This window comes from Microbacterium sp. MYb45 (assembly GCF_002979655.1).
Lineage (GTDB): Bacteria > Actinomycetota > Actinomycetes > Actinomycetales > Microbacteriaceae > Microbacterium.
The window spans coordinates 254,461-280,099 of the sequence record NZ_PCPG01000004.1; the positions used below are offsets into that span (position 1 = coordinate 254,461).

Annotated in this window: 20 protein-coding genes; 9 read left to right on the forward strand and 11 right to left on the reverse strand. The window is 66.1% G+C overall.

All coding sequences use genetic code 11. The features are described 5' to 3' along the window. Window positions 1-17: 17 nt before the first annotated feature. The 7 genes from CQ034_RS10445 to CQ034_RS10475 form a co-directional block, all read right to left on the reverse strand. On the reverse strand, window positions 18-689 hold the full coding sequence (locus CQ034_RS10445; RefSeq protein WP_029262690.1) for a GAP family protein: 672 nt from the start codon (window positions 687-689) through the stop codon (window positions 18-20). Further along, window positions 686-1,762 (reverse strand): hypothetical protein, encoded by a 1,077-nt coding sequence (locus CQ034_RS10450; protein WP_146114831.1) that lies wholly within the window; start codon window positions 1,760-1,762, stop codon window positions 686-688. The genes CQ034_RS10445 and CQ034_RS10450 overlap by 4 nt, the downstream gene beginning before the upstream one ends. Before the next feature lie 41 nt (window positions 1,763-1,803). Continuing rightward, complete coding sequence (locus tag CQ034_RS10455; RefSeq protein ID WP_105710986.1) at window positions 1,804-2,517, reverse strand: hypothetical protein; 714 nt, start codon at window positions 2,515-2,517, stop codon at window positions 1,804-1,806. A gap of 81 nt (window positions 2,518-2,598) precedes the next feature. Continuing rightward, window positions 2,599-4,008: a glutamate decarboxylase gene (locus tag CQ034_RS10460; protein ID WP_029262693.1), complete on the reverse strand. Its 1,410-nt coding sequence runs from the start codon at window positions 4,006-4,008 to the stop codon at window positions 2,599-2,601. Between the two features lie 76 nt (window positions 4,009-4,084). Next, window positions 4,085-6,031, reverse strand: a complete 1,947-nt coding sequence (locus tag CQ034_RS10465) for a YhgE/Pip domain-containing protein (RefSeq protein WP_105710987.1) — start codon at window positions 6,029-6,031, stop codon at window positions 4,085-4,087. Next, on the reverse strand, window positions 6,028-6,798 hold the full coding sequence (locus CQ034_RS10470) for a hypothetical protein (protein ID WP_219860785.1): 771 nt from the start codon (window positions 6,796-6,798) through the stop codon (window positions 6,028-6,030). The genes CQ034_RS10465 and CQ034_RS10470 overlap by 4 nt, the downstream gene beginning before the upstream one ends. Before the next feature lie 52 nt (window positions 6,799-6,850). Next, the gene (locus tag CQ034_RS10475; protein WP_105710988.1) at window positions 6,851-8,104 is read right to left on the reverse strand and encodes an amidohydrolase family protein; all 1,254 of its coding nucleotides are present in this window, start codon (window positions 8,102-8,104) and stop codon (window positions 6,851-6,853) included. Window positions 8,105-8,331: 227 nt separating this feature from the next. On the opposite strand from CQ034_RS10475, the gene CQ034_RS10480 reads away from it, so the two are divergent. The 5 genes from CQ034_RS10480 to CQ034_RS10505 all read left to right on the forward strand — a co-directional run bounded on the left by CQ034_RS10480 (window position 8,332) and on the right by CQ034_RS10505 (window position 15,477). Continuing rightward, window positions 8,332-8,586: a LapA family protein gene (locus CQ034_RS10480; protein WP_029262697.1), complete on the forward strand. Its 255-nt coding sequence runs from the start codon at window positions 8,332-8,334 to the stop codon at window positions 8,584-8,586. Window positions 8,587-8,657: 71 nt separating this feature from the next. Further along, a complete protein-coding gene (locus tag CQ034_RS19675) occupies window positions 8,658-11,300 on the forward strand; it encodes a linear amide C-N hydrolase (protein WP_219860786.1) in 2,643 nt (880 codons plus the stop codon). After that, complete coding sequence (locus CQ034_RS10495) at window positions 11,297-12,688, forward strand: threonine/serine exporter ThrE family protein (RefSeq protein ID WP_105710990.1); 1,392 nt, start codon at window positions 11,297-11,299, stop codon at window positions 12,686-12,688. Before CQ034_RS19675 ends, CQ034_RS10495 begins: the two co-directional genes overlap by 4 nt. Continuing rightward, the gene (locus CQ034_RS10500; RefSeq protein WP_105710991.1) at window positions 12,681-13,787 is read left to right on the forward strand and encodes an AI-2E family transporter; all 1,107 of its coding nucleotides are present in this window, start codon (window positions 12,681-12,683) and stop codon (window positions 13,785-13,787) included. Before CQ034_RS10495 ends, CQ034_RS10500 begins: the two co-directional genes overlap by 8 nt. Before the next feature lie 691 nt (window positions 13,788-14,478). Beyond that, window positions 14,479-15,477, forward strand: coding sequence for a hypothetical protein (locus tag CQ034_RS10505; protein WP_181156280.1), 999 nt, complete (start codon window positions 14,479-14,481; stop codon window positions 15,475-15,477). Window positions 15,478-15,493: 16 nt separating this feature from the next. Here the strand turns inward: CQ034_RS10505 and nrdF are convergent, their stop codons facing one another. From nrdF to nrdH, 4 genes are read right to left on the reverse strand one after another with little or no spacing between them, the layout of a single operon-like run. Further along, window positions 15,494-16,471 (reverse strand): class 1b ribonucleoside-diphosphate reductase subunit beta, encoded by a 978-nt coding sequence (nrdF, locus tag CQ034_RS10510; protein WP_017828866.1) that lies wholly within the window; start codon window positions 16,469-16,471, stop codon window positions 15,494-15,496. Between the two features lie 47 nt (window positions 16,472-16,518). Then, window positions 16,519-18,663 (reverse strand): class 1b ribonucleoside-diphosphate reductase subunit alpha, encoded by a 2,145-nt coding sequence (nrdE, locus tag CQ034_RS10515; protein ID WP_036303651.1) that lies wholly within the window; start codon window positions 18,661-18,663, stop codon window positions 16,519-16,521. Next, window positions 18,660-19,094 (reverse strand): class Ib ribonucleoside-diphosphate reductase assembly flavoprotein NrdI, encoded by a 435-nt coding sequence (gene nrdI / locus CQ034_RS10520; protein ID WP_029262703.1) that lies wholly within the window; start codon window positions 19,092-19,094, stop codon window positions 18,660-18,662. The genes nrdE and nrdI overlap by 4 nt, the downstream gene beginning before the upstream one ends. Before the next feature lie 6 nt (window positions 19,095-19,100). After that, complete coding sequence (gene nrdH / locus CQ034_RS10525; protein WP_028503264.1) at window positions 19,101-19,334, reverse strand: glutaredoxin-like protein NrdH; 234 nt, start codon at window positions 19,332-19,334, stop codon at window positions 19,101-19,103. A gap of 390 nt (window positions 19,335-19,724) precedes the next feature. Between nrdH and CQ034_RS10530 the strand changes: the two genes are divergently transcribed. From CQ034_RS10530 to CQ034_RS10545, 4 genes are all read left to right on the forward strand, one after another. After that, window positions 19,725-20,933, forward strand: coding sequence for an MFS transporter (locus CQ034_RS10530; protein ID WP_029262704.1), 1,209 nt, complete (start codon window positions 19,725-19,727; stop codon window positions 20,931-20,933). Continuing rightward, window positions 20,930-21,850, forward strand: coding sequence for a sugar kinase (locus tag CQ034_RS10535; RefSeq protein WP_105710992.1), 921 nt, complete (start codon window positions 20,930-20,932; stop codon window positions 21,848-21,850). The genes CQ034_RS10530 and CQ034_RS10535 overlap by 4 nt, the downstream gene beginning before the upstream one ends. Before the next feature lie 243 nt (window positions 21,851-22,093). Beyond that, window positions 22,094-23,986 (forward strand): metallophosphoesterase family protein, encoded by a 1,893-nt coding sequence (locus CQ034_RS10540; RefSeq protein ID WP_105710993.1) that lies wholly within the window; start codon window positions 22,094-22,096, stop codon window positions 23,984-23,986. Between the two features lie 38 nt (window positions 23,987-24,024). Further along, window positions 24,025-25,639 (forward strand): metallophosphoesterase family protein (locus CQ034_RS10545; RefSeq protein ID WP_105710994.1); only part of this gene is annotated, 1,615 nt, incomplete at its 3' end.

Sequence of the window (25,639 nt, forward strand, 5' to 3'; positions counted from 1 at the left end):
CGATCGGAACCCACGACTCACCCGGCGAGGTCGGCGACGCCGGCGCCGATGAGCTTGAAACCGAGGATGACGAAGAGCACCGCCATGATGACGGCGTGATTGGTGACGAGCCAGTTGCGCATGCCGGAGAGGCGCACCTCGACCTTGCTCGGCGAGACGACGCTGATGATCCACGGAATCGCCACCGCTGAGATGCCGAAGATGCCGAAGATCAGCACGACGGCCACCACCTGTTCGACGGGCAGGACGGCCTGCGAAATGCGGCCCCCCGCGGCGGCGAGCAGCGGCAGATCCTTGGGCGACAGCGGTCCCGATATCAGGACGCCGACGAAGAACGCCTTCCACGCGGTCAGCCCGTCGAGACTGGCCATCCATTTGGGAGTCTCGTGCGAAGAACGGCCGCGCCACTGCAGCAGCGCGAGCACGAGCAGACCCGCACCGAGGACGATCTCGATGATGTCGATCGTGATGTGCGGCCCGGAGTCCGGGTCCTCCGCCCCCGCCGCTCGGCCGATCAGCACGAGGACGCCGACGAAGAGGATGCCCCACGCATAACACCCCAGGATGAACGCCGTGCCGTTCGTGCGCCCCTTGCCCGATGTCGCCATCAGGATGACGGCGACGATGGACAACGGGCTGATCGCGACGGCGACGCCGAGTGTCAGCAGATCTGCGAGGACGGCGATCATGCGCGCACCACCGGGTGCGCATTACGCAGGAACAGGATGATCCAGCTGAAGATGAGCAGAGCCGAGACGAGCTCGACGGCCGTCAGGTTGTAGATGCCGGCGGAGAAGAGCAGCGCGAGGATCACGATCACCCCCACGTAGACGAAGCCCAGCGCGACGAAGACTCTCGGCATGGTCGGGATGAGCCAGGGGAGCCCGACCACGAGCACCGCGAACGCGACGCACATGCCGGTGGCGACTGTGTTGTGCAGGAGGAAGAACCGGTCGACGGGAAAGAGCCCGACACAGGCGAGCAGCGCACCGAGCAGAACGAAGAGCCCCCGAACGGTGCCTCGCCGCCGTCGATCCGCGTCCATCTCCGAAGGCAGAGACGCGGTCCCGAACCGCGCGATCGTCGTGACGATGACGCCCGACACGATCAGTGTGACGTTGAACGTCAGCGCCGAGATGTCGTGGGTGATGCCGAGCGCCGACAGGTTCATCTGCCACCACTGCGGGTCCGTCGCACTCAGCATTGCCGTCACCATGCCGACCACGAGGAACACCGCGAGGACGAGGGACAGATGGCGGGGCGTGAGATTCGCCCCGCTCACGAAGGCGAGATATGCGCTGAGCGCCGTGGATGCCGCCGCGAGCACGACCGCCGGCGACGCGAACACCGTCGCCCCGACGAAGCTGTGATCGAGGATGGTCGCCACGCCGATCCACCCGAGAAGAGCGATGGCAGCGTAGGCGGCCGACAACGCGACGAGGTCGAACCACCAGTACCTGGTGCCGTCGGCGGCGCGCATGTCGGTCGGCCTGTCGCGATGCGGACGCAGACGGGATGTCGCGAAACCGGCAGCGGCGGCCACGGCGCCGGCGATCGCCGCGAACTCGCCGAGAGAGTGTCGGCCATCGATCGGGAGCTCGCGGCCCCAGAACACGAAGATCGCGACGATGGCGCTTCCCGCGAAGGCGAACGCGCCGAAGGTGAGGGCGAAGGACTCGTCATCGAGCGCGCGTCGGACGCGACGACGGGTGCCGGTCGCCCCTTCATTCGATCTCGCGTCGATCGATGTCGTGCTGCCCATCGCCATCCTCTCCTCCGTCGCCACTGGCCGCTGCGTGTGCGTCATCGGAGGGCGGGCTCGTCGTCCTGGTCGGAGCCCGCCCGACCCGGATGACGGCGCGCTCGATCCCAGAACGGAAGAACGATGAGAGAGGCCAGCAGGAAGCAGAGCGCCCCGACGAAGGTGCCGTAGTTCGCGAGACCGTTGTTGAACGCATCTCCGCTGGGCAGGATGAACGCGCCCACTGCCGAGGCACCGAACGCGATGCATCCGACCATGTTGATGAAGACCGACCACCAGGCACGGCGCCCCAGGTCCCAGAGTCTTCGGGCATGGGCGTAGGCCACGAATGCGAGGATGCCGCTGAGGAGGAAGGCGACAGAGCCCCCCGCGTCGGGATTCCAGACGAGCTTCTCCTGTGCAGCGATGCTCCGCGCGTGCAGGGCGCCGGTCGTGCTGACGTTGAACAGGATCGTCCCGAACGACTGCGTGGCAGCGGCGAGCCACTCCGCCCGCACCATCCGTCCCGGCGCGTAGGCCACCCTCACGGCCACGGCACCACTGAGGAACAGTTGGATCAGTCCGGCGCCGGTGAAGAACCAGGCGCCGATGAAGAAGAGCAGGTTGGACCCGCTCGAGCCCAATGCCTCGCTCAGGCCGGGCGCGGAGCCGACGGCGAAGAACGCGGAGCCGATCATGAACCCCCAGCACTGCTTCGTGACATTGGGCACGAAGAGCCTGCGGGGTGGATCGATGCTGGTCGCTGCAACGGTCATCGTCGCACTCCTCTCATCTCTGTGTGACTCGAAGGCGCGATCGGGGAGGGCGCACGACGGCGCCCTCCCCGATCGGACGGATCAGTGGTGGAAGTGTGATCCGCTGCTCGCGGTATCGGGAAGCGGGGTGGTCAGCGCCTCGAGGAACGCCACCTCGCCCCGGATGTCCGCGAGCAGAGCCGATGCGAGGTCACGGCTGAGCCCGACCTTCACGACGATGCGCTGCAGGACGACATCCGACATGTCATCGGCCATCGGGTAGGCGGGGACGAGCCACCCCTTCATCCGCAGACGATCGGCGAGGTCGTACAGAGTCCACTTGTCGGTGTGCCCGTCCTTCAGCACCCACGCGAACACGGGGATCGTGTCTCCCTTGCTGATCAGGTCGAACGGGCCGATCTTCGCGATCTCACTCGAGAGGTAGGTGGCGACGTCGATCGAGTTCTGCTGCACCTCGCGGTAGCCCTCGAATCCGAGACGGAGGAACTGGTAGTACTGCAGCAGCACCTGCGCGCCGGGGCGAGAGAAGTTCAGCGCGAGCGTGGGCATGTCCCCGCCGAGGTAGCTCACGTGGAAGATCATGCTCTCGGGCAGCACGGCGGTGTTGCGCCAGACCACCCACCCGACACCGGGGTAGACGAGGCCGTACTTGTGGCCAGAGGTGGAGATGGAGTTCACCCGGTCCAGCTGGAAGTCCCACACCAGGTCCGGCTGACAGAACGGTGCGACCATCGCGCCGGATGCCCCGTCGACGTGGATCTTCACGTCGAGGCCGGTCTTCGCCTGGATCTCATCGAGCTTCTTCGAGATCGCGATGGTGTCGTCGTACAGTCCGGTGAACGTCTGTCCGAGGATCGACACCACGCCGATCGTGTTCTCGTCGACGTAGTCCTCGAGGTTGTAGCCGTCGAGGATGATGTGATCCGGGCTCACCGGCACGTATCGCGGCTCGACGTCCCAGTAGTTGCAGAACTTCTCCCACACGACCTGGACAGCCGCCGACATGATCAGGTTCGGCTTGTCCGTCGACTTGCCCTCAGCGGTGCGCTTCTCCTGCCACAGGCGTTTGAGAGCGAGCCCGCCGAGCATGCACGCCTCCGACGAGCCGATCGTCGAGGTGCCGATCGTGTCGCTCTTGTCCGGGACGTTCCACAGGTCGGCGAGGATCCGCCAGCAGCGATCCTCGATCGCCGCGGTCGCCGGGTACTCGTCCTTGTCGATCATGTTCTTGTCGGCCGCTTCGAGGTACAGCTTCTTGGCCTCGTCATCCATCCAGGTGCCGACGAACGTCGCGAGATTGAGTCGCGAGTTGCCGTCGAGGATCGACTCGTCGTGCACGATCTGGTACGCCGTCTCCGGCAGGCTCGGGCCGGTCGGCAATGTGAACTTGTCGAACTCGGTGGCCTCGCCCGGTCGGACGAAGACGGGATTGATGCTGATGGTCGAGTCGATGTTCGTCGACTGCCGGGCCTTGTGCGTGTTGGTGGTCACTTTTCGCTCCTACGAAGAGATCGGACGGGTGAAGTGGGATGAGGTGCCAGGACGTGTGGTGAGGGTGACTCTCCTCCTATACCTCGACCGGTGGGTAGAGGCGGTCCATGTTGTACTGCCTGTTGCGCCGGGCGGCCAACGTCGAGATCGCGAGGAACACCACTGTGAGCAGGGCGATCGTGCCGATCGCAACCCACAGCCGGTAGTCCGCGCCTCCCAGGATCATGAACCTCAGCCCGGTGACGGTGGCCGTCATCGGATCGATCCAATGGATGTACTGGAACGGCAGCGTCGTCACCGCGACCGGGTACACGCCTCCGGCGGAAGTGAGTTGCACCATGAGGAAGGCGAGCGTGAGCACTCGGCCCACGGCCGGCCCGAGGACGGCATTGAACATCTGGATCATGGCCATGAACATCGCGACCATGAGCAGCATGAACCCGAATGTGCCCCAGGGGTTGGCGTACTCCATTCCCAGTCCGAACCGCACGACCAGGTAGAGGATCGCCGCCTGCAGGAAGCCGACCGCCAGCGTGGGCGCATAGGAGGCGAGCACGGTTCGGAAGGACCCGAGCCCTTGCGCCAGCGGACGCGCCTGCAGCGGAGTGAAGAGCATCCACGCGATGATGCCGCCGACGAACAGCGCAAGCCCGAAGAAGAACGGTGCGAATCCGTAGGCGAAGGTCTTCGCCTCGTTGTTCGTGACCTGCTTCATCACGACGGGATCGGCCAGCGTCTTGATGAAGCTCGACTGCTGATCACTGTTCCAGTGGGGGATCAGTTTCATCCCCGATTCGACGCCGCTGGCCAGTTCCGCGGTGCCGGCCACGAGCGCAGGCATGTTCGCGGAGATCTCGTTCGCACCGTCGCTGAGCTGGACCAGGCCGCTCGCGAGCTGGTCCGCGCCCGATCGCAGTTCGTCGGCCTTCCCCGTGACCTGGTTCAGGGTGTTGTTGATGCCGCCGGACTCGACAGCCCGCAGCATCACGTTCACGCGACTGCTCGGGTTGTCGAACTCGCCGGCGAGGGTGTCGACGTCGTTGCGGAGACGGTCGAAGGCGATCGACACCTCCTGCCCGACACCACTCTGCTCGATCGATCGCTGCACATTCTCCAGCCGCTCGGCCAGCTCGTCGTCGCCGGAGGCGCGCACGTCGTCGATCACCGCCTGCAGATCTGCCCGCGCCCGCGTGTTCGCTTCCGCGATACCTGCCAGTGCGCCGTCGAGGCTGTCGGTGCTGGTGCGGATGGACGAGGCGAACTGCTGCAGTTCGCCGGTCGTGAGACCGTTGGCGTTGACGGCTCGCTCGACCTGCCCGACGGCAACGTCCACGTTGGCCACGAGTTCATCGAGGGCGGCGGAAAGCGTCCCCGCGCCCGACTTGGCCGTCACCAGACCCGTGGCGAGTTGATCGGCTCCCGCGCTGAGTTCGTCGACCCCGGAGTTGAGCGTCTCGATACCGGCTGCGGCCTGACGGATCGTGGGCAGCTCCCCCTTGATCCCGGTCGCGACGGCGAGGAAGACCTGCTCCCCCACCTGCGCGGTGACGTCGTTGATGACCTCAGCGGCAGCATCCTGACCGATCACCGTCGACAGGTAGTTGTTGGCGTCGTTGTAGGTGAAGATCAGGTCGGCCTGGCGGGGGTCCCCCGTCGCCGCCGATGCGATCGCCTCGCTGAAGTCCGCAGGGATCGTGATCGTGAACGCATATCGTCCGTGTTCGAGGCCTGCGGTGCCTTCGGCCTCATCCACGACGTGGGTCTCGAGCTGCCCGGAATCGACGATCCCCTTCACGACCTGGGTACCCGCATCGAGCGGCTCGCCCATCGCGTCGGCCCCCTCGTCGAGGTTGACGATGGCGACGGGCAGATGGTTCACGTTGCCGAACGGGTTCCAGAACGCCCAGAGGTACAGTGCGCCGTACAGCAGTGGCATCAGGATGATGACGGCGACGGCGAGACGCGGCATGCGCCCGCGGTAGTAGCGCTTGAAATCGCTACCGGGTGAGAATGCGGCGATCATCGGCCGGTGACCTCTCGTTCCAGGACCGCGAATTCGTGGTCGGTGAGGTTGTGGACCTCGATCACATCGGTGATGCCGTCCTGCTTCTCGACGCCGTTGACGTCGGCCATGATGACGGTCTGCTCGGCACCGAGAGCGATGAGGCGCTCACGGAGACGCCGGGAGCCCTCGACGCTGGCGAGGGTGTCGACACCACCGACGACCAGCAGCGGGGGCTTTCGGATGTTGGCCACGGCGATGCGGAAGAGGGCTGCCGTGAACTCCGGCAGCTCCTCGACCATCGCGTCCATCGTCGGCAGCGAATAGTCACCGAATACCGGGCGGCAGATGCGTTCGAGATCCTCGTCGGTCGACTGCGGCACCCACTGGTACCACTTGGCGGCCCACCGCACCTGTTCGGTCACGATGTCGTGCACGCGGATCGTCTGCGGGATGCCGTCGACCTCGTCGACGTTGGCGATCGCCGCCTGACCGAAGAGATGATGCGGCTTGTCGATGCGTCCGAAGGCTTCGAGTCGTCCGGTGGTCGGCTTCATCCGCCCGCTCAACGTCAGCAGGAGCGCCTGACGGCCGCGGCCTCCTGCGCCGACGAGCACCGTGACGCCGCCGGCTCGGACCGTGAGATCGACAGGTCCGTAGATGTGCCCCCAAGAGGCGTCGACACCGATGCCGGTCGCGGTGATCAGCACCTCGCCGAACGTCTCGCTGTGGCCACTGCGTGTGCCGAGACCCTCATCGGTCTCACCCTGATCCGTCGGAGCTGCCATCGCTCTTCCCCTTCGATTCGCCCTGAGATTGCCGATAGGAGCCGACATGGCTTCAGGCCTCGTTCTTGATGACCTGGCCGCCCTTGACGATGAGCGCGAAGTTCGCGTCAGGGTCGGCGATGAGCGAGAGGTCTTCGATCGGATCTCCGTTGACGAGGATCAGGTCCGCCCAGGATCCTTCCGCGATGACGCCGAGCTTCGCGCCTCGGTAACTGTTGCGCTCCCCCGCGAGCTCGAACAGCGACGCGTTGCCGGAGGTGAGCATCGTGAGGGCGTCCACATTGCTGTAGAAGTCACCGAGGCGCGCAGCCATGACACTCTGGCGGGCCGCGGACTGCGGCTCGAGCAGCAGATCGGTCCCCCATGCGGTCTTCACTCCATACTGCTTCGCCCAGCCGTACACCTCATCGGTGCCATGGCAGATCTCGGTGTTCTTCGCGGCACGCACCGGGTCGGGATAGTGGTGGTCGTCCTCGGCGAAAGGCTGCATCGAGAGCCAGGCACCCTTCTCGGCGATCAGCGCGATCGTCGCCTCGTCGGCGAGGTGTCCGTGTTCGATCGATGTGACGCCGGCCTCCAGAGCACGCGCGATTCCGGCGGGCGTGTAGACGTGGGTGGCCACGTAGGTGCCGTAGTCGGTCGCCGCCTGCACGGCGGCTCGGATCTCATCCGGTGTGTACTGCAGAGTGTTCAGCGGGTCGTACATCGACGCAGCCCCACCGCCGAGGGTGAGCTTGATCTGACTCGCCCCCATCTTGAGCTGCTCCCGGACAGCCGCCAACACGCGCGGCACTCCGTCGGCGACGCGGGTGAAGTGGATGTCCTCGGTCCGGCTCGGTGCACCGCCGAACTCCTCCGGAACGTCGTAGACGAACGAGAAGTCAGCGTGTCCCGATGTCTGCGAGATCATCGCTTGGCTGGGGAAGATGCGCGGCCCCTCGAATACACCGCGATCGATGAGCGACTTCACCGGAGCGGTGTCACCACCCATATCCCGCACCGTCGTGAACCCGCGCAGCAGCATCCGCTTCGCCTCGGCGATCGTGTTCCCGTACAGCGCGCCGGTCGGACCCTGCAGGAACTCCATCATGCTGTTGGCGTTGCCCATGAGGTGCACGTGGGCATCGCTCAGGCCCGGCATCAGGAAGCGCCCTTTCGCGTCGATCTCGATCACGCCGTCGGAGGCGTCGCCGGCGACGGGAGCCGAGGATACGGCCACGACGAAGGGACCTTCGATCAGGACATCGACGTTGTCCTGTGTCCTCGCGTTCACGCCGTCGAAGACGCGAGCGTCGCGAATGATCATTCTCTGAGGTGCGTGCGTCCCTGGGGCCATGGCCGCGAGACTATGCCGCGGGCTGCGCGGTGGATGCGTCCCGGCGAGAGATTTCCCCCGACCCGTCATTCGGGTGATGACCCTGTCCGCCCCCTGCCCTTCACCCGGCTCTCATCCTCTCGTGGAGCGGCACGAAAGGTGAGTAGTCTCCTCCCTGGAGCGGCCCGCGAGCGCGCGGGAGCAGGAGGAGGAGACGTATGCCCGAGAAGGAAAGCACGACAGGCAGCGGTACGGAACAGAAGGCGAAAGCGAACGGCGCGAAGGCCATCATCGCCATCATCATCGCCATTGCCGCGCTCTCCTTCGTGTTCTCGAATGTGGCTCCCGCGACGCTGAGATTCCTGTTCCTGGAGTTCACGATGCCCGCCTGGGGCTGGTTTCTCGCGGTTCTGGCTGCCGGCGTGGTCATCGGTTCCCTGTTCCCCTGGTTCCGACCGCGGAAGCGTGGATGACCTTCATTCCTGCTCCGGCATAGAAGCGCAATCTTGCTGATCCCCGACGAACCCGAGAGAGAGACACCGACATGTGCACAAGAGTGGTCTGGCCCGACGCGGACGGAGCGGTGATCGTCGGACGGAACATGGACTACCACCGCGATCTGGGCACCAATCTGTGGAAGCTGCCGAGAGGGTCGCGCCGCGACGACGGAGTCGACGGCGCTCTGACCTGGCAGTCCCGGTACGGCAGCATCGTCGCCACGGCCTTCGACATGATCACGGTCGACGGGGTGAACGAGGCGGGGCTCGCCGGGCACGTTCTCTGGCTCGCCGAATCCTCATACGGAGAGCTCGATCCGTCACGACCAGCGCTGAGCCAGGCCGTCTGGTTGCAGTACTTCCTCGACAATTTCGCCACGGTGGCGGAAGCCGTGGGGTGGATCACCTCGAACCGCGTGCAGGTGGTCCAGCTCACGGACCCCGTCACGGGTGAGGTCCCCACGATTCATCTGGCCCTGGACGACGCATCCGGCGATTCCGCGATCATCGAGTACATCGACGGCGACGTCGAGGTCCACCACGGGGCGGAGTTTCGGGTGATGACGAACTCGCCGAAGTATGACGAGCAGCTCGCGCTGCTTTCACAGATCGACGGGTTCGGCGGCGAGAACCCCCTGCCTGGGACGACGCTCGCCCCCGACCGTTTCGCCCGTGCCGCCCACTACGTCCGTCGTCTGCCGCAGCCGAGGACCCAACTCGAGGCCATCGCGTCGATGTTCAGCGTGATCCGCAATGCCGCCCAGCCCTTCCGTCTGCCGGACGAAGGCAGACCGGATGCATCGCAGACCATCTGGCAGGTCGTCGCGGATCTCACCCGCCTCCGCTATGTGTTCGAATCGACGACGCGCCCGAACATCGTGTGGGTCGACCTCGCGGATGTCGACTTCGCCGAGGGCAGCCCCCGCTGGTCCTCGATCTGGGCAGCGGTCTCGCGATCGAAGGAGGCCTGGCGGGCAACGTCTCGACGAAGTTCGAGGAGCGCGGTGAACTGCATTTCTTGTCCCTCACCGATCTCCGTCGTCTCGCCGCCGGACACGGTGCGGTGGCTTCGTCCCGTCCGAGCTGAGTCTCCGATGCCACAGAACGCGCGCAGCGCCTCGGCGCGCGCTGAGACGATGAACCTGACGGACAGCACGCGGGCGATCGAGGCGCTGCGGAGCGCCGTGCTCTCGAAGAGCAGCGAAGCGGTGGCTCACGCGGCCATGATGAACATCTGGCCGTTGTACAGCGTGCACGCCGATGAGCTCGTGTCCGCCGTCGAGTCACTTCCGACGCCTCTCCTGGAGCGGTACCCGGTGCTGCGCATCGTGCACCGCATGACGCCCGTGCTGGCGCGGACGAACCGCCCGTTCAAACCCCTCATCTATCCCGACGACGCGCGGAACATGAGCGCGGACGAACTCGACATCTTCACGCTTGTGCAGATGGTGGCCTTCCGGTTGAGCGGAGACGTGGCGGCCGCGATGATCTACGCTCGTCGCCTGCAAGACCGCATCCTGCAAGTCCGCGTCGAGTCCCGCGAGCGCCCGGACGGACCGCTCTGGTTCTATCACCAGCAGATCGGATCGACCCTGCTCGCGGCCGGAGAATCCGCGGCCGCGCTGCTGGAATTCGCCACCGCCCGGGACCTCGGGAGATTGTCGCAGCAGACCGATGCGGAACGGATGGCGCTCGGGCGCACCGCACTCACCCACGCCGTTCGCGGCTCGATCGACGATGCCGAGAGCTCGCTGAGAGAGCTCGCCACGTTGCCTGAACCCACACGCGCCCATCTGACGGCGACGGCTATGACGGAACGATGCGCACGCGCTCTGCTCGCCGTCGACAGCATGGACCCGGACACCGACGAACTCCTCAGCCAGCTCGAAACCTATGACAGCATCGAGCTGACCTGGCCGTTCGCGCTGCTCGCGCGGTCACGGCGACTGCTCGTGCTGCAGCATCCCGACGATGCGATCGAGGCCGTTGCTCTCGCACGCGACGCGCATCCGGATCAGCACGGCTCGTTCGCGACCGACGTCATCAACTCCGTGTCGATCGACGCACTCTGGTCTACCGGAGACACGACCACCGCCAGACGGATCGCCGAGGAGACCGCTCGATCGGGACCGCTCACGCGCATGGCGATCATCCGCCACGCACTTCTCGAGTCGCGCCTGGATGTCGCCGCTTCGGGACTGCGTCAGATGTCCACCGCCCGATCGTTGGGGCCGGGTGCACGCGCGGAGTCGATCCTCCTGTCTGCGTGGTTGGAATGCGCACTCACCGATGCGGTCGCCTCGGAGACGGCTGCGCAGGTCGCGCGAATCGCTTCGAGGCCGGGGCGGCGGCGACTCGTCTCGCAGATTCCCCTCCAGCTGATAACCCGGGTGCAGGAACGCCTCTCCCCGGAGGAAGCAACCTCCTTCGCGGCCGCGACCGGGGGGCTGGCCGCCGCCGACCGCCCACGTCCGCCCACCCTCACCGCGAGTGAACTCCGTGTTCTCCAAGCTCTTCCGCTGCATGCCACGACCGCCGCTCTCGCCGCGTCGTTGCTCGTCTCACCGAACACGATCAAGTCGCAGCTGAGATCGCTTTACCGCAAGCTCGGGTGTTCGACGCGCGACGACGCCGTCAGCATCGCATCCCGACTGCATCTACTCGCCTCCGAAGTCTCGCCCCGATCATGACACCGCTCGACCGCGAGACGAATCAGAGTCCAGGGATCATCGGGCGGGCACGGGGCGCTCTCCAGGCCCTGCGCCCGCGTTCTGTGGTCGGGAATGATGCCGAGCCCGGTGCCGACGTGATCGCGATGCTCGGTATGCTCGGCGCCTCGCTACTGGCTTCGTCGCAGGCGACGAATGATGTGGAGGAGACACTCAACCGTCTCGCGCAGCAATACGACCGCGCAGATCTCCGCGTGTTCGTCCTCCCGACGATCGTGATGGTCGAGGATCCGCGCAACTCGTCATCCGCCACTTCCCTCTTCGCCGTGGGTAGTGTTCCGCTGCGCCTCGACCAGGTCGACGCCGTCGAGCGACTCGTGCGTGAGGCCTCGAGGAGTACGACGCCACCGCAAGACGTCGTCGCTCGACTCGGCGAGATCCGATCGGAATCCGCACGGTTCGGACCGGTGCTCACCGTCTTCGGATACACCCTGCTCACGGTCGGGTTCGGCCTGGTGCTCAATCCCACCGTGACCGCTCTTCCGGTCTATGTGCTGCTCGGCGTGGTCGTGGGGTCGATCGTTCTGATCGGCAATCGCGTCGCCACGCTGTCCCTCATCCTGCCGGTGCTCACCGCCTTCTCCGTGACACTCCTCATATCGCTGCTCGTTCGTCCCTTCGTGCACGACGATGTGCTCCGGCTCGTGGCGCCGTCGCTGGTCTCTTTCCTCCCCGGGCTCACGCTCACGATCGCCGCCGTCGAGCTCACCTCCGGGCAGATGATGGCGGGGGCGAGCCGTTTGGTCTCCGGTATCGCCCGGCTCGGCCTTCTCACTTTCGGTGTGTACGCGGGTATCTCCATCGCCGGGGAGCCTCCGGCTCCCACCGCCGCACCGATGCAGCTCGGCGCATGGGCGCCCTGGGCGGGGATCGTCCTGGTCGCACTCGGCTACTACCTGTACTCCGCAGCGCCGCGACGATCACTCGTGTGGATCCTCTATGCGCTCGTCGTGGCCTATTCGGGACAGCTGCTGGGCGACATGCTGGTCGGAGCCGAATTGTCGGGGCTCATCGGCGCCCTGATCGTCATCCCCGCCGTGATGCTCGCCGGCCGCCTCTCCGCATCCCCCTCGACCGCGGTCATGCTCACCTGTGCGTACTGGCTCCTGGTACCCGGCGCGATGGGGTTCATCGGTCTCAGCGAGGCGGCATCGGGCGCCTCCGGCGCCACCGACACCATCATGCGGACCTTCGGCTCCCTCACTGCCATCGCGATCGGGATGCTGCTGGGAGCAGGGCTGAGCCGTGACGTCGCGGCGATGTCTCGAGGGTGGAGGCAAGCGCGCGGACGGGGTGGCGCAAACGGACCGACGAAGCCGAGCGACGGAGAGCGAATGCACCATGACTGACCATCCTGCCGTCGACGAGAATCCGCGCCGGCTTCGCGAGACCCTGACATCGCTCAATCGTCCCTTCTCGTCGGGGTACATCTTGACGTTGGGCGGACTTCTCGCTTTCGGCACGGGTGTGGCGTTCACGCACCTCTCCACGGTGCTGATCTATGTGGCATTCGCCCTTTTCGCCGCCCTCGGACTCGACCCCGTGGTGCGCAAGCTCGAGACCCGCGGGGTACGGCGCGCGTGGGGAATCCTGATCGTGTACGCGGTCTTCGCTGCGGCGGTGGTGGGCACTCTGCTCTTGATCGTGCCGACCGCGGTGCGCCAAGTCGCTCAGGTGATCGCCGACGGACCGAAGCTGATCAAGAGTTTCGAAGCATCAAGCTTCTACGGCTGGCTCCACGATGCCCTGGGGAGCGAAGCGACCACCCTCGTGCACGACGTCACGACTTTTCTCACGCAGCCCTCCCACATCGCGGCGATAGGCCAGGGGGTGCTGGAGGTCGGAGTGTCGATCGTCTCGACGGTCTCCGGCGTGGTCATCGTGCTCGTGCTGAGCTTGTATTTTCTGGCCTCCCTGCCGGCGATCAAGGCGGGATTCAACCGTCTCTTCCCCGCGTACAACCGGTCCGGGGTCGACTCGATGACAAGTCAGATCACGGATTCCGTGGGCAGCTACCTCATGGGAATGGTCGTGTTGGCGTTCTTCAACAGTGTTGTCGCGCTCGTCCTGCACCTCGTCCTGAGCCTTCCCTTCGCGCTGCTGATGGCGGTCGTCGCATTCGTCATAACCCTCATCCCGCTGGTGGGATCCGTGCTCTACTGGGCTGTCGCGACCGCGCTCGCACTCTTCTCCGGATGGCTTCCAGCGCTGATCTTCGCCGTGGCGTACCTCATCTACATGCAGCTCGAGGCCTACGTCCTGACGCCGAAGGTGATGAATCGGGCGATCGCCGTACCCGGGGCACTCGTGGTCATCGGGGCGCTCGTGGGCGGCACCCTGCTCGGCCTCCTGGGCGCTCTGATCGCGATTCCGGTGACCGCCTCGATCCTCCTCATCGTGAAGCAGGTCCTCATACCGAGACAGGATTCGCGGACAGTATCCCCGTAGCCACGCCCATGATGAACGGCGCAGCTGGCGACCTCGAACGAGAAAGCCCCCGCACGGTGGTCGATAGGACCGCCGGGCGGGGGCTTCGTGGGTGTCAGCGAATCCTAGACTGACCAGCGTTTCTGTGGATCATCAGCGTTGTTGGCACAGTGTCATCGATATGGCACGACTGCTCTTGCGAGGTTCACATCACACCGAGATTCTTGCGAACTGCGCCGAGATAAGTCGGGCCGATCTACGTCACGACGCACTCGCCCGCGGCGTCGAAGCGACTCCTCGCCTCGGTCTCCGCTCGATGCTACTGAAGCTCGACCCGCGCGAACGTTGCGCGGGAGCCCTTGGACACGAGCCCGGGATGCCGCTCGTCAAGCATCCGCGGATTCCGGCACTTCAGCGCCCTGATCGCTCGTGGAGCTGCCGACGATTCCGGCGCGCAGTCGACAGAGAAAGGCAGGTGCTCGACCAGCTGATCGCCCTGCACGAGCACATCACCGTCACCCAGGACACGATCTGGGACATCAGCTCGTCGCGATGCAGATCGCTCCCGCCATCGACGGAGATGCGTCGGCCATCGTTGGGCAGACGCCTCGATCAAGGCCCTGCTCGCGTACCACGCGGCGAACCAGAAGTAGGCAGCGCAGAACTCGCAGATGCCAGTGCGGGCGACGTGTGGGAGGTGTAGGTTGCGGAGATGGAGCCGATCCGCGTGGGCCTCGTGGCCGACCCGGCTTCGCCCACCGCCGTCGCGCGCCGGATGACCGACCTCACGCCACCGCTCGCGGCTGACGCCGACGGCTGGATCGTCGAACTCGTCAGCGAACCGTTCACCCTCGGCTCCGAAGACGTCGACGTCGCCCTGGAACGGCTCCGTGCGCACGCCGACCAGAACCGGTGGGATATCGTCATCGGCGTCACCGAGCTTCCGCTTCGCGATGATGACGGGCGCTATCTGCTGGCGGCGATCGATCCTCGACGCCTGTGCGCGGTGCTGTCGCTGCCCGCTCTGGGCGGCTTCCGGGTGCAGGCCCGCGCCCGACAAGCGGTGCAAGGGCTCGTCAACGGGATGGCCGAACCCGCCTCACCCGAGGAGAAGCGTCTGCCTCTCCCCCGGCTCAGCGCCCGTGGGCGCGTGCTTCTGGGCATGGTGCTGGCCAACGGCCCGTGGCTGCTCGCCGCCGGGCTCAAGTCCGCCCTGGTCGCGGCCCTGGCGACCGGCGCGGTGGCGACGATCGAACCGACGGTGTGGTCGCTCGCCATCTCACTGTCGGGCTGGCGCCTGGCCGCGGCGACCTTGGCTTCCATCGCGATCATCATCGCCTGGATCGTGATCGACGGCAGGCTCTGGGACCGCCCCGACGATGACTCACCTCAAGCGCGGGAGAGATCCCGTCTCTACAACACCTCGACGCTGCTGACTCTGACCATCGGCATCATCATCTGTTATCTGGCGCTGTACGTCGTGAACCTGGCCTGGGCGCTGTTCGTGCTCGACACGACGGTGATGAGCGAAGCCCTCGGCCGAACAGTCAGCGTCGGCGATCTGTTCGTGCTCACCTGGTTCGTCGCATCGGCGGCGACTCTCGGCGGGGCCTTGGGCACAGGCCTGGAATCCGACGACGCGATCCGCGCCGCCACGTACTCGAAGCGCGAGGAGGAGCGGCGCGCCCGCCTGGCCGACGGGCGCGCCTGAGCTCATCTCGGACGGGTCAGAAGTCCCAGTCGTCGTCTTCCGTGGCCTCGGCCTTGCCGATGACGTACGACGAGCCCGACCCCGAGAAGAAGTCGTGGTTCTCGTCGGCATTCGGCGAGAGTGCCGACAGGATCGCCGGGTTCACGTTGGTGACGCTGGAGGGGAACATCGCCTCGTAGCCCAGGTTCATGAGGGCCTTGTTGGCGTTGTAGTGCAGGAACTTCTTGACGTCTTCGGTCAGCCCGACGCCGTCGTAGAGGTCCTGGGTGTACTGCACCTCGTTGTCGTAGAGCTCGTACATGAGCGAGAACGTGTAGTCCTTGAGCTCATCGCGACGCTCCTGGGTCTCGTTCTCGAGGCCCTTCTGGAACTTGTAGCCGATGTAGTACCCGTGCACGGCCTCGTCACGGATGATGAGGCGGATCAGGTCGGCCGTGTTCGTCAGCTTCGCCTTCGACGACCAGTAGATCGGCAGGTAGAACCCCGAGTAGAAGAGGAACGACTCCAGCAGGGTGGAGGCCACCTTGCGCTTGAGCGGGTCGTCGCCCTGGTAGTAGTCCATGATGATCTGAGCCTTCTTCTGAAGGTTCGGATTCTCGGTCGACCACCGGAACGCCTCGTCGATCTCCTTCGTCGACGCGAGCGTCGAGAAGATCGAGGAGTAGCTCTTCGCGTGCACCGACTCCATGAACGCGATGTTCGTGTACACGGCCTCTTCGTGAGGCGTGATCGCGTCGGGGATCAGCGACACCGCACCCACGGTGCCCTGGATCGTGTCGAGCAGGGTGAGACCGGTGAACACCCGCATGGTGAGCAGCTGCTCGTCGGGGGTGAGCGTGTTCCACGACTGCACGTCGTTCGACAGCGGCACCTTCTCCGGCAACCAGAAGTTGTTCACCAGACGGTTCCAGACCTCGAGGTCCTTGTCGTCCTGGATGCGGTTCCAGTTGATCGCCTGCACGCTGGAGACCAGCTTGAGTCTTTCAGGAGTCATTTTCTTCGTCGTCTCTCGGGGTTCAGCTGTGTTCTCGGGTCAACAGGTCAGAGCATGCACGAGACGCACTCGGCCATGTCGGTGCCCTCGAGCGCCAGCTGACGCAGGCGGATGTAGTAGATCGTCTTGATGCCCTTGCGCCATGCGTAGATCTGCGCCTTGTTGATGTCACGCGTGGTGGCGGTGTCCTTGAAGAACAGCGTCAGCGACAGACCCTGGTCGACGTGCTGCGTGGCAGCCGCGTACGTGTCGATGACCTTCTCGTAGCCGATCTCGTATGCGTCCTGGTAGTACTCCAGGTTGTCGTTCGTCATGAACGCCGCCGGGTAGTAGACGCGACCGAGCTTGCCTTCCTTGCGGATCTCGATCTTCGACGCGATCGGGTGGATCGACGACGTGGAGTTGTTGATGTACGAGATCGACCCGGTCGGCGGGACGGCCTGCAGGTTCTGGTTGTAGATGCCGTGCTTCTGGATCGACGCCTTCAGCTCGGCCCAGTCGTCCTGCGTCGGGATGTGCTTGCCGGCGAAGAGCTCCTTGACCTTCTCGGTCGCGGGGACCCACGCCTGGTCGATGTACTTGTCGAAGAATGCACCCGACGCGTAGGTCGAGTCCTCGAACCCGTCGAACGTCGTGCCGCGCTCGATGGCGAGGTTGTTCGACGCACGCAGCGCGTGGAACAGCACCGTGTAGAAGTAGATGTTCGTGAAGTCGATGCCCTCTTCGGAGCCGTAGTACACGTGCTCGCGGGCGAGGTATCCGTGCAGGTTCATCTGGCCGAGGCCGATCGCGTGAGAGCGGTCGTTGCCGTCCTCGATCGAGCGCACCGAGCCGATGTGGCTCTGGTCGCTGACCGCGGTGAGAGCGCGGATCGCCGTCTCGACGGTCTGACCCAGGTCGTCGGCATCCATCGACAGCGCGATGTTCATCGAGCCGAGGTTGCAGGAGATGTCCTTGCCGATGTTGTCGTACGACAGGTCGTCGTTGTACGTCGTCGGCGTGTTCACCTGCAGGATCTCGCTGCAGAGGTTGGACATGTTGATCCGACCCTTGATCGGGTTGGCCTTGTTCACCGTGTCTTCGAACATGACGTACGGGTAGCCGGACTCGAACTGGATCTCGGCGACGGTCTGGAAGAACTCGCGCGCGTTGATCTTGGTCTTCTTGATGCGCGGGTCGTCGACCATCTCGCGGTACTTCTCGGTGACCGAGATGTCGCCGAACGGCACGCCGTAGACCTTCTCGACGTCGTACGGCGAGAACAGGTACATGTCCTCGTCGTTCTTGGCGAGCTCGAACGTGATGTCGGGAACCACGACACCCAGCGAGAGCGTCTTGATGCGGATCTTCTCGTCGGCGTTCTCACGCTTGGTGTCGAGGAAGCGCATGATGTCGGGGTGGTGCGCGTTGAGGTACACCGCACCCGCACCCTGACGGGCACCGAGCTGGTTGGCGTAGCTGAAGCTGTCTTCGAGGAGCTTCATCACGGGGATGATGCCCGAGGACTGGTTCTCGATCTGCTTGATCGGCGCACCCGACTCGCGGATGTTCGAGAGCAGGAGCGCCACGCCGCCGCCGCGCTTGGAGAGCTGCAGCGCGGAGTTGATGCCGCGGGCGATCGACTCCATGTTGTCTTCGATGCGCAGCAGGAAGCAGCTGACGAGCTCGCCGCGCTGTGCCTTGCCGGCATTGAGGAAGGTCGGGGTTGCGGGCTGGAAGCGACCGGAGATGATCTCCTCGACGAGGGCGACCGCGAGCTTCTCGTCACCGTCGGCGAGGCCGAGCGCGGTCATGACGACACGGTCCTCGAAGCGCTCGAGGTAGCGCTTGCCGTCGAAGGTCTTGAGCGTGTAGCTCGTGTAGTACTTGAACGCGCCGAGGAACGTCTCGAAGCGGAACTTCTTGCCGTAGGCGAGATCGTTGAGCTTCTGGATGAACTCCATCGAGTACTTCTCGATGACGGCGCCCTCGTAGTACTCCTTCTCCACGAGGTAGTCCAGACGCTCCTTGAGCGAGTGGAAGAACACCGTGTTCTGGTTCACGTGCTGCAGGAAGTACTCCCGCGCGGCGCGCTTGTCGGCGTCGAACTGGATCTTCCCGTCCGCGTCGTACAGGTTGAGCATCGCGTTGAGGGCGTGATAGTCGAGACCCTCGTATGCAGGGTTCGCCTTGAATGCCACTGTCTCGGTCACTGAAGCTGCCACCGTCGTTCCAATCCGTCGCTCACGCGATCCACATCGTCTTGTGTGCCGAAGATCTCGAGCCGATACAAGTGCGGCACGTGGCACTTGCGGCTGATGATGTCACCGGCGAGGCAGAATGCATCGCCGAAGTTGGTGTTGCCCGCGGAGATCACTCCGCGGATGTGGCGCCGGTTGCGCTCGTCGTTGAGAAACCGGATCACCTGTTTGGGGACGGCGCCCTTCTCGACGCCGCGCCCCGCGCCCCCGCCATAGGTGGGGGTGACCAGCACGAACGGCTCGTCGATGACGAGATCTTCTTCGTGTCGGTGGAGGGGGATGCGTCGGGACGGGAGTCCGAGTTTCTCGATGAAGCGCGCAGTGTTACCCGACACGCTCGAGAAGTAGATCAGGAGCGGCGCTGCGGTCGCGACGGCGCTCATGGGGCGTCACGCCAGACGGGAGGCGAGCTCGTCGATCTTGTCGGGACGGAAGCCCGACCAGTGACCCTCGTCGGTGACGACGACGGGTGCCTGCAGGTAGCCGAGCGCCTTGACCTGCTCGAGCGCCGTCGGGTCCTCGGAAAGGTCGAGGATCTCGTACTCGATGCCCTTGGCATCGAGGGCGCGGTAGGTGGCGTTGCACTGAACGCAGGAAGGCTTTGTGTAGACCGTGATCGACATCTTTTCGTAACCCCTCAAATCTCTGGCCTGCTTCTCATCAGGCTGTTTCCCGGTAGACCCCCTGCCGGGACTTCAATACTACATATGGGGACCGACATTGGGGGCGACCACAAGGGGTAGTAGTTACATCCGTGTAGTTATCCACCGTTCTCTACAGATACAACACAGGTTCTCCACCGTTTCTTCCACAGGCTGAGGCCCCTTCGCGAGGCTCGCGAACCGCGAGAAATCGCGGCTGGGAAGCCCCTGTGAACGATCCATCCACAGGGGGCACGCTACGCCGCCCCTCAGACATTTCGTTTCCTGTGGAATCGGACTTTCGGCGTGTCGCGGGCGTGTCGCCGCACGGCCTCTTCCACGACCACACTCGAGGCCCGGTACCGTTGTCTGGTGGCGGGATATCGGGACCTTCTTCGCACGCCCGGAGTGGCGCGCATGATCGCGGCTCAGCTGACCGCGCGCTTCCCCAACGGCATGATGTCCCTCGCGATCCTGCTGCACGTCGAGCAGCAGACCGGGTCGTACGGCTCCGCCGGCCTCGTCCTCGCCGCGACCAGCGTCGGGCAGGCCGTCGCCGGCCCGATCACGAGTCGATGGATGGGCGTCTGGGGCATGCGACGCGTGATCACCCTCACCCTCTCGGTCTGCGTCGTCACCGTGCTCGGACTCGCCCTGCTGCCGCTCGACGTGCCTGGTTACATGCTGCTCGGGATGGTCGCGGGGCTCTCCACCCCGCCCGTGCAGGCCGCTGTCCGCACGATCTACCCGAAGCTCGTGAACTCCTCGAACCTCACGCCGCTGTTCTCCCTCGACGCCTCGCTGCAGGAGATCATCTGGGTGCTGGCGCCGGTCGTCATCACCCTGGTCTCCACCCAGATCGGCACGGCGGAGGGCCTGCTGCTGGTGGCGATCATCCTCGTCGGCGGCGGCGCCTGGTTCATCCTCTCCCCCGAGGTCGGTCGGGTGCGCATCCCGCGCAGCCGCAATGCGCTGGGCAAGGTCGTCCTCAAACCTCCCGTGCTGCTGGCGACCGTCATCGGCTTCCTGCTGATCGGCGCCTGCTCGGCGGTCGAGGTGGGCGTCGTCGCGACCTTCGAGCACGGCAGTCTCGCGGCCGGACTCGTGCTCGCCGTGTTCTCGGCGGGGAGCCTGGCGGGCGGCCTGGCGTTCGGCCACATCCCGATCGGGCCGTGGGCCATGGCGCGCCGCCTGCTGATCGTCACGATCGGCCTGGGCCTCACGATGGTCATGCTCAACGTGTTCTGGCTGGGCGGCACCCTGATCCTCGCCGGCATCGGCATCGCTCCCGCCCTCGCCGTGCTCTTCGCCATCACCTCGGCCAGCGTGAAGTTCAGCGAGACGGCTGAAGCCTTCGGCTGGGCGGGCACCGGGCAGCTGATCGGCGCGGCAGCCGGATCCGCCGTCGCCGGGTTCCTCGTCGATGCGAGCGACTGGCGCGGCGCCTACCTGGCCGCCACGATCTTCGCCGCGGTCGGCCTGCTCGTCTCCATCGTCTTCGTCCGTTCCTTCCCCGACCTGCGTCATCGCGACGCGAGCCCGTATCCCGACACCGAACCCCTGGCGGTCACCCCCTCATGAGCTCCACCTCCTCCCCCGTCTCCGCACCCGAGATCGTCTGCGTCGGCGAGACCATGGCGCTGATCACACCGACCGATGCCGCACTCGCGACAGCCGGTCACGCGACGATCGGCATCGCCGGGGCGGAGTCGAACGTGTCGGCCGGGGTCGCCGCGACCGGGCACCGCGTGGCGTGGGCATCCCGCCTCGGCGCCGATCCGCTCGGCGACCGCATCGCGTCGGAGCTCGAGCGTCGCGACGTGGAGCTGTGGGTCGAGCGCGACGACACCACCCCGACCGGCGTGATGTTCAAGGATCCGAGCGTCGAGTCCTCCTCCGTCTACTACTACCGCCGAGGCTCCGCGGCCTCTCACATGCAGGCGGGATACCTCACGCCGGAGCGGCTCGACGGCGTGCGCATCGTGCACACCACCGGGATCACGCCCGCGCTCTCCGCATCCTGCCGCGAGATGGTGGACCGGCTCTTCGCCGATGCGCGCACAGCCGGTGCGCTGGTGTCCTTCGACGTGAACGACCGCCGCCCCCTGTGGAGTCGAGAGGACGCGGCCGAGACCCTCGCCCGCCTGGCCGACGCCGCCGACATCACCTTCGTCGGACGCGACGAGGCCGAACGCATCTGGGGAACCGCGACGGCGGCCGAGATCCGGGCCTTCCTGCCGAACTGCGCGCTGCTGATCGTCAAGGACGGCGACATCGGCGCGACCGCGTACGACGGCGATGCCGAGCCGGTGTTCGTCCCCGCTCCGGTGGTCGACGTGGTCGAGCCGGTCGGCGCGGGCGATGCTTTCGCCTCCGGCTTCCTGGCGGCGACCCTCGACGGCGCCGACCTCGCCGCGCGCCTCTCCGCGGGCCACGCCGCCGCCGAGAGAGTGCTGCTGATCGCGGCGGACCTGCCGGCACTGCCGCCGCTCGACTGACACTCGGGATCGCTTCCGGGGAAGACTCTCCCCTTTCACTGAACGCCCGTTCAGAGATCGCCGAGCGGCGTCAAGCGACTGCTCGGTGAACGCTCGTCGCCTTTCGATGAACGACGGATGACGGGTGGCAGGAACCGCCGTTTCGCTGCGCCCCGCGCTAGTAGCTTCGCGAATGGCGCCTCCTCCACCCTGTTGCAGCGCGCCATCACCCCTCTCGAATCCCGACGAAAGGTGCTGCCTGCGATGGCGCGCTTGCCACGATCCCTGACCCTGCGGCGCAGTGCCGCGTTCACCGCGGGCGGCCTCGCCGCCGCCGTCGGCCTCACGTTCCTCGGAGGCGGCGTCGCCGTCGCCGCGGGAGGCCTCAACCCGCCTGCCGTCGCCCCCGCGACGGTGTTCGTCCCGTCGGCCGTGCCGGATCGCGTGATCCTCACACCGACCGCGACGCCCGAGACGAGCCAGAGTGTCAGCTGGCGCACGTCCTCGGACGTCACGTCGCCGCAGATGCAGCTCGCCCCTCTCAGCGCGACGCCCGTCGACGTGGCCGCAGCGCGCACGATCACCGCCACCACCACCGGATTCGAATCGAACTTCGGCTACGAGATCGCCCATCACTCGGCCACGGTCGATGAGTTGAAGGCCGCGACGACGTACCTGTACCGGGTCGGCGACGGCACGACCTGGAGCGAGTGGCTCGAGTTCACCACGGCGGATGACAAGCCAGGCAACTTCAGCTTCCTCGTGCAAGGAGACGCGCAGAACGACAACAAGGCGTTCACCTCGCGCGCCCTCCGCGCCGCGTTCGAGGCCCGCCCGTACGCGCGCACGGTCGTGCACGCCGGTGACCTGATCGACACCGAGACCTCGGATGCCGAATGGGGAGAGTGGCACGAGGCCGCTGCCTTCTCGAACCAGTACCTCAATGTGATCGCCGCCACCGGCAACCACGAGTACTACCCGGGACCGGAGCTCTCGAAGCACTGGGACGCGCAGTTCGAGTACCCGGCCAACGGCCCTGAGGGCGCCGACCTGGGCGAGACCGTCTACTCGGTCGACTACCAGGGCGTGCGCTTCATCACGCTCAACAGCACCCAGGCGTTCGACCCCGCGAGCCTGTCGGCGCAGACCGAATGGCTCGAGGGCCAGCTCGCCGAGAACCCGAACACCTGGACCGTCGTGGCCTTCCATCACCCGGTCTTCTCGGTCACGTCCGGCCGCGACAACGCGGTGCTGCGCGAGGCGTGGATGCCCATGTTCGAGAAGTACGGCGTCGACCTCGTCGTCCAGGGCCACGACCACGCCTACGGTCGCGGCAACCTGATCGCCAACGAGAAGGACCTGCCCGCGGGCGCCGACCCGGCGAAGAGCCACACCGGACCGGTGTACCTCGTCTCCGTCGCCGGACCGAAGATGTACATCCCGGACCCGGAGGACGCCAACAACTGGACAGCCAACGACGCGAACCTCCGCGTCGTCGGACGCGACGTGCAGCTGTTCCAGACGGTCGACGTCACCGACGACGAGTTCCACGTCGAGGCCCGCACCGTCGACGGCGCCCTGTTCGACTCCTTCACGATCGAGATGGCGAAGGACGGCAGCAAGCTCGTGAGCGACGACACGGCATGGGCGGCAGGACCCGGCTCGACGCGTGACGGCCTGCCGGGGGCCACCGACCCGGTCGATCCGGTCGATCCCGTCGACCCGGTCGATCCCGTCGACCCGGTGGACCCCGTCGACCCGGATGGCGTCTCGATCACCCTCTCCACCGCACAGGTGGCTCCTGGCGAGGAGATCGAACTGCAGGCGAAGGGACTCGAGCCCGGCGAACGCGCCTCGATCGAGCTGCACTCGACACCGGTGCAGCTCGCCGTCGCCTCGAGCGACGCCGACGGTGCGCTGGCGGCGACAGTGCGCATCCCCGCCGACACCGCCCCGGGCGAGCACGAGATCGTCGTGACCGGCCTCGGCTCCGACGCCACCGGACGCATCGCGATCATCGTGACCCAGCCGTCCGACGGCGGCGGCTCCCTCGCCGCGACCGGGTGGGCCGGAGGCGGCCTTGCCCTGTTCGGCATCCTCATCACCGCGGCCGGTGCCGCCGTGATCCTCCGCGCCCGTTCCCGCTCCGCCGCGTGACCGGCCCCTTCCTCTCTTCCCGAAAGGCATTGATCTCGATGACCACCCCCTTCACGCGGCGCCGCTCCCCGTGGCGGCTCGCCGCCTGCGCCCTCGCGGGAGCCGTGCTCCTGTCGGGCGGGGTCCTCGCCGCTCCTGCGCCCAGCGCGCAGGCCGCCGAGGACACCCCCTCCCGCTGGGAGCCGTCCGCGATCCCTGACCGGATCGTCCTCACTCCCGCAGCCGACGCCACCACGCAGCAGAGTGTGACCTGGCGCACCTCGGCGACCACCGACCGCGGACTCGTGCAGTACCGCACCATGACGCCGGCCCCCTACCCGGGTGGCGTGCTCGAGGCGGAAGCCGCGCACACCGAGGTCACCACCGACATCGGCTACACCCAGAACATGCACACCGCCACGATCACGGGCCTGCAGCCCGGTGTCGAGTACATGTACCGCGTGGGCGACGGGACGAACTTCTCGGAGTGGCAGGACTTCGCCACAGCCAGCGCGACCGACAAGACGACCTCGTTCATCTTCCTCGGCGACATCCAGAACGGCATCCTGAGCGACGGCTCGCGCGTGCTGCGCAACGCCTTCCGCGACCGGCCGAACGCGGATGCCGTGGTGCAGATCGGCGACCTCGTCAACGATGCGAACTCGGACCAGGAGTGGGGCGAGCTGTTCGACGCCTTCTCCTACTCACTGGGCACGCAGAACCTCATCACGACGCCCGGCAACCACGAGTACGACGGCGGCCTGTCCCGCACCTGGCGCGCACAGCTCCCTTACCCGGACAACGGTCCGGGCGGCGAGGGCGACATCTACGACGAGCTCGCCGGCACGGTGTACTTCACCGACCGTGAGGGGGTGCGCTTCATCTCCCTCAACAGCAACATCTCGTCCGAGGAGGGCCTGCGCGTCCAAGCCGAGTGGCTCGAAGGGGTGCTCGCAGACAACGCGAACGAGTGGACCGTCGTGCTGTTCCACCACCCCGTGTACTCCCTCGACGAGGGCCGCAACAACCTCGGCATCCGCACCGTCTGGGGCTCCCTCCTGGAGAAGTACAACGTCGACCTGGTGCTCCAGGGCCACGACCACGCCTACGGCCGGGGCAACACACTCGCCGCGGAGGAGAACCTTCCGGCGGGCGCCGACCCGAAGAAGAGCGCGACCGGACCCGTCTACGTCGGCTCGAGCGCGAGCGTGAAGCTGTACGAATACGGGCCGCGCCTGTGGAAGGAGAACGGCGCGCACCTGCGTCGCCTCGACGGCGGCAAGCAGTTCTATCAATTGGTTGACGTCACCGAGGGCACGCTGCGCTACGAGTCCCGCACGGCCGATGGCGAGTTCTTCGACGGCGTGACCATCAAGAAGGACGAGAAGGGCAAGCTCGTCACCGACGGGGTCGATCCGCAGGAGATCCCGACCGGTCCCGTGCAGCCGTGCCTCGGCTGCGGCGGCAACCCCGACCCCGGTGAGGTCGCGCCCGACGTGCCGACCGGCGAGGTCGACTACGAGGTCACCGGGAACCTGGCGTCGGTGGATCGTTCGAAGGCGAGCCTGCCCGCGGGCATGGCCTACTCCGAATCGCGCGACCTGCTGTACCTGGGCGACCAGAACAGCCGGAAGATCTTCGAGATCGACCCCGACACCGACAAGGTCCTGGGCG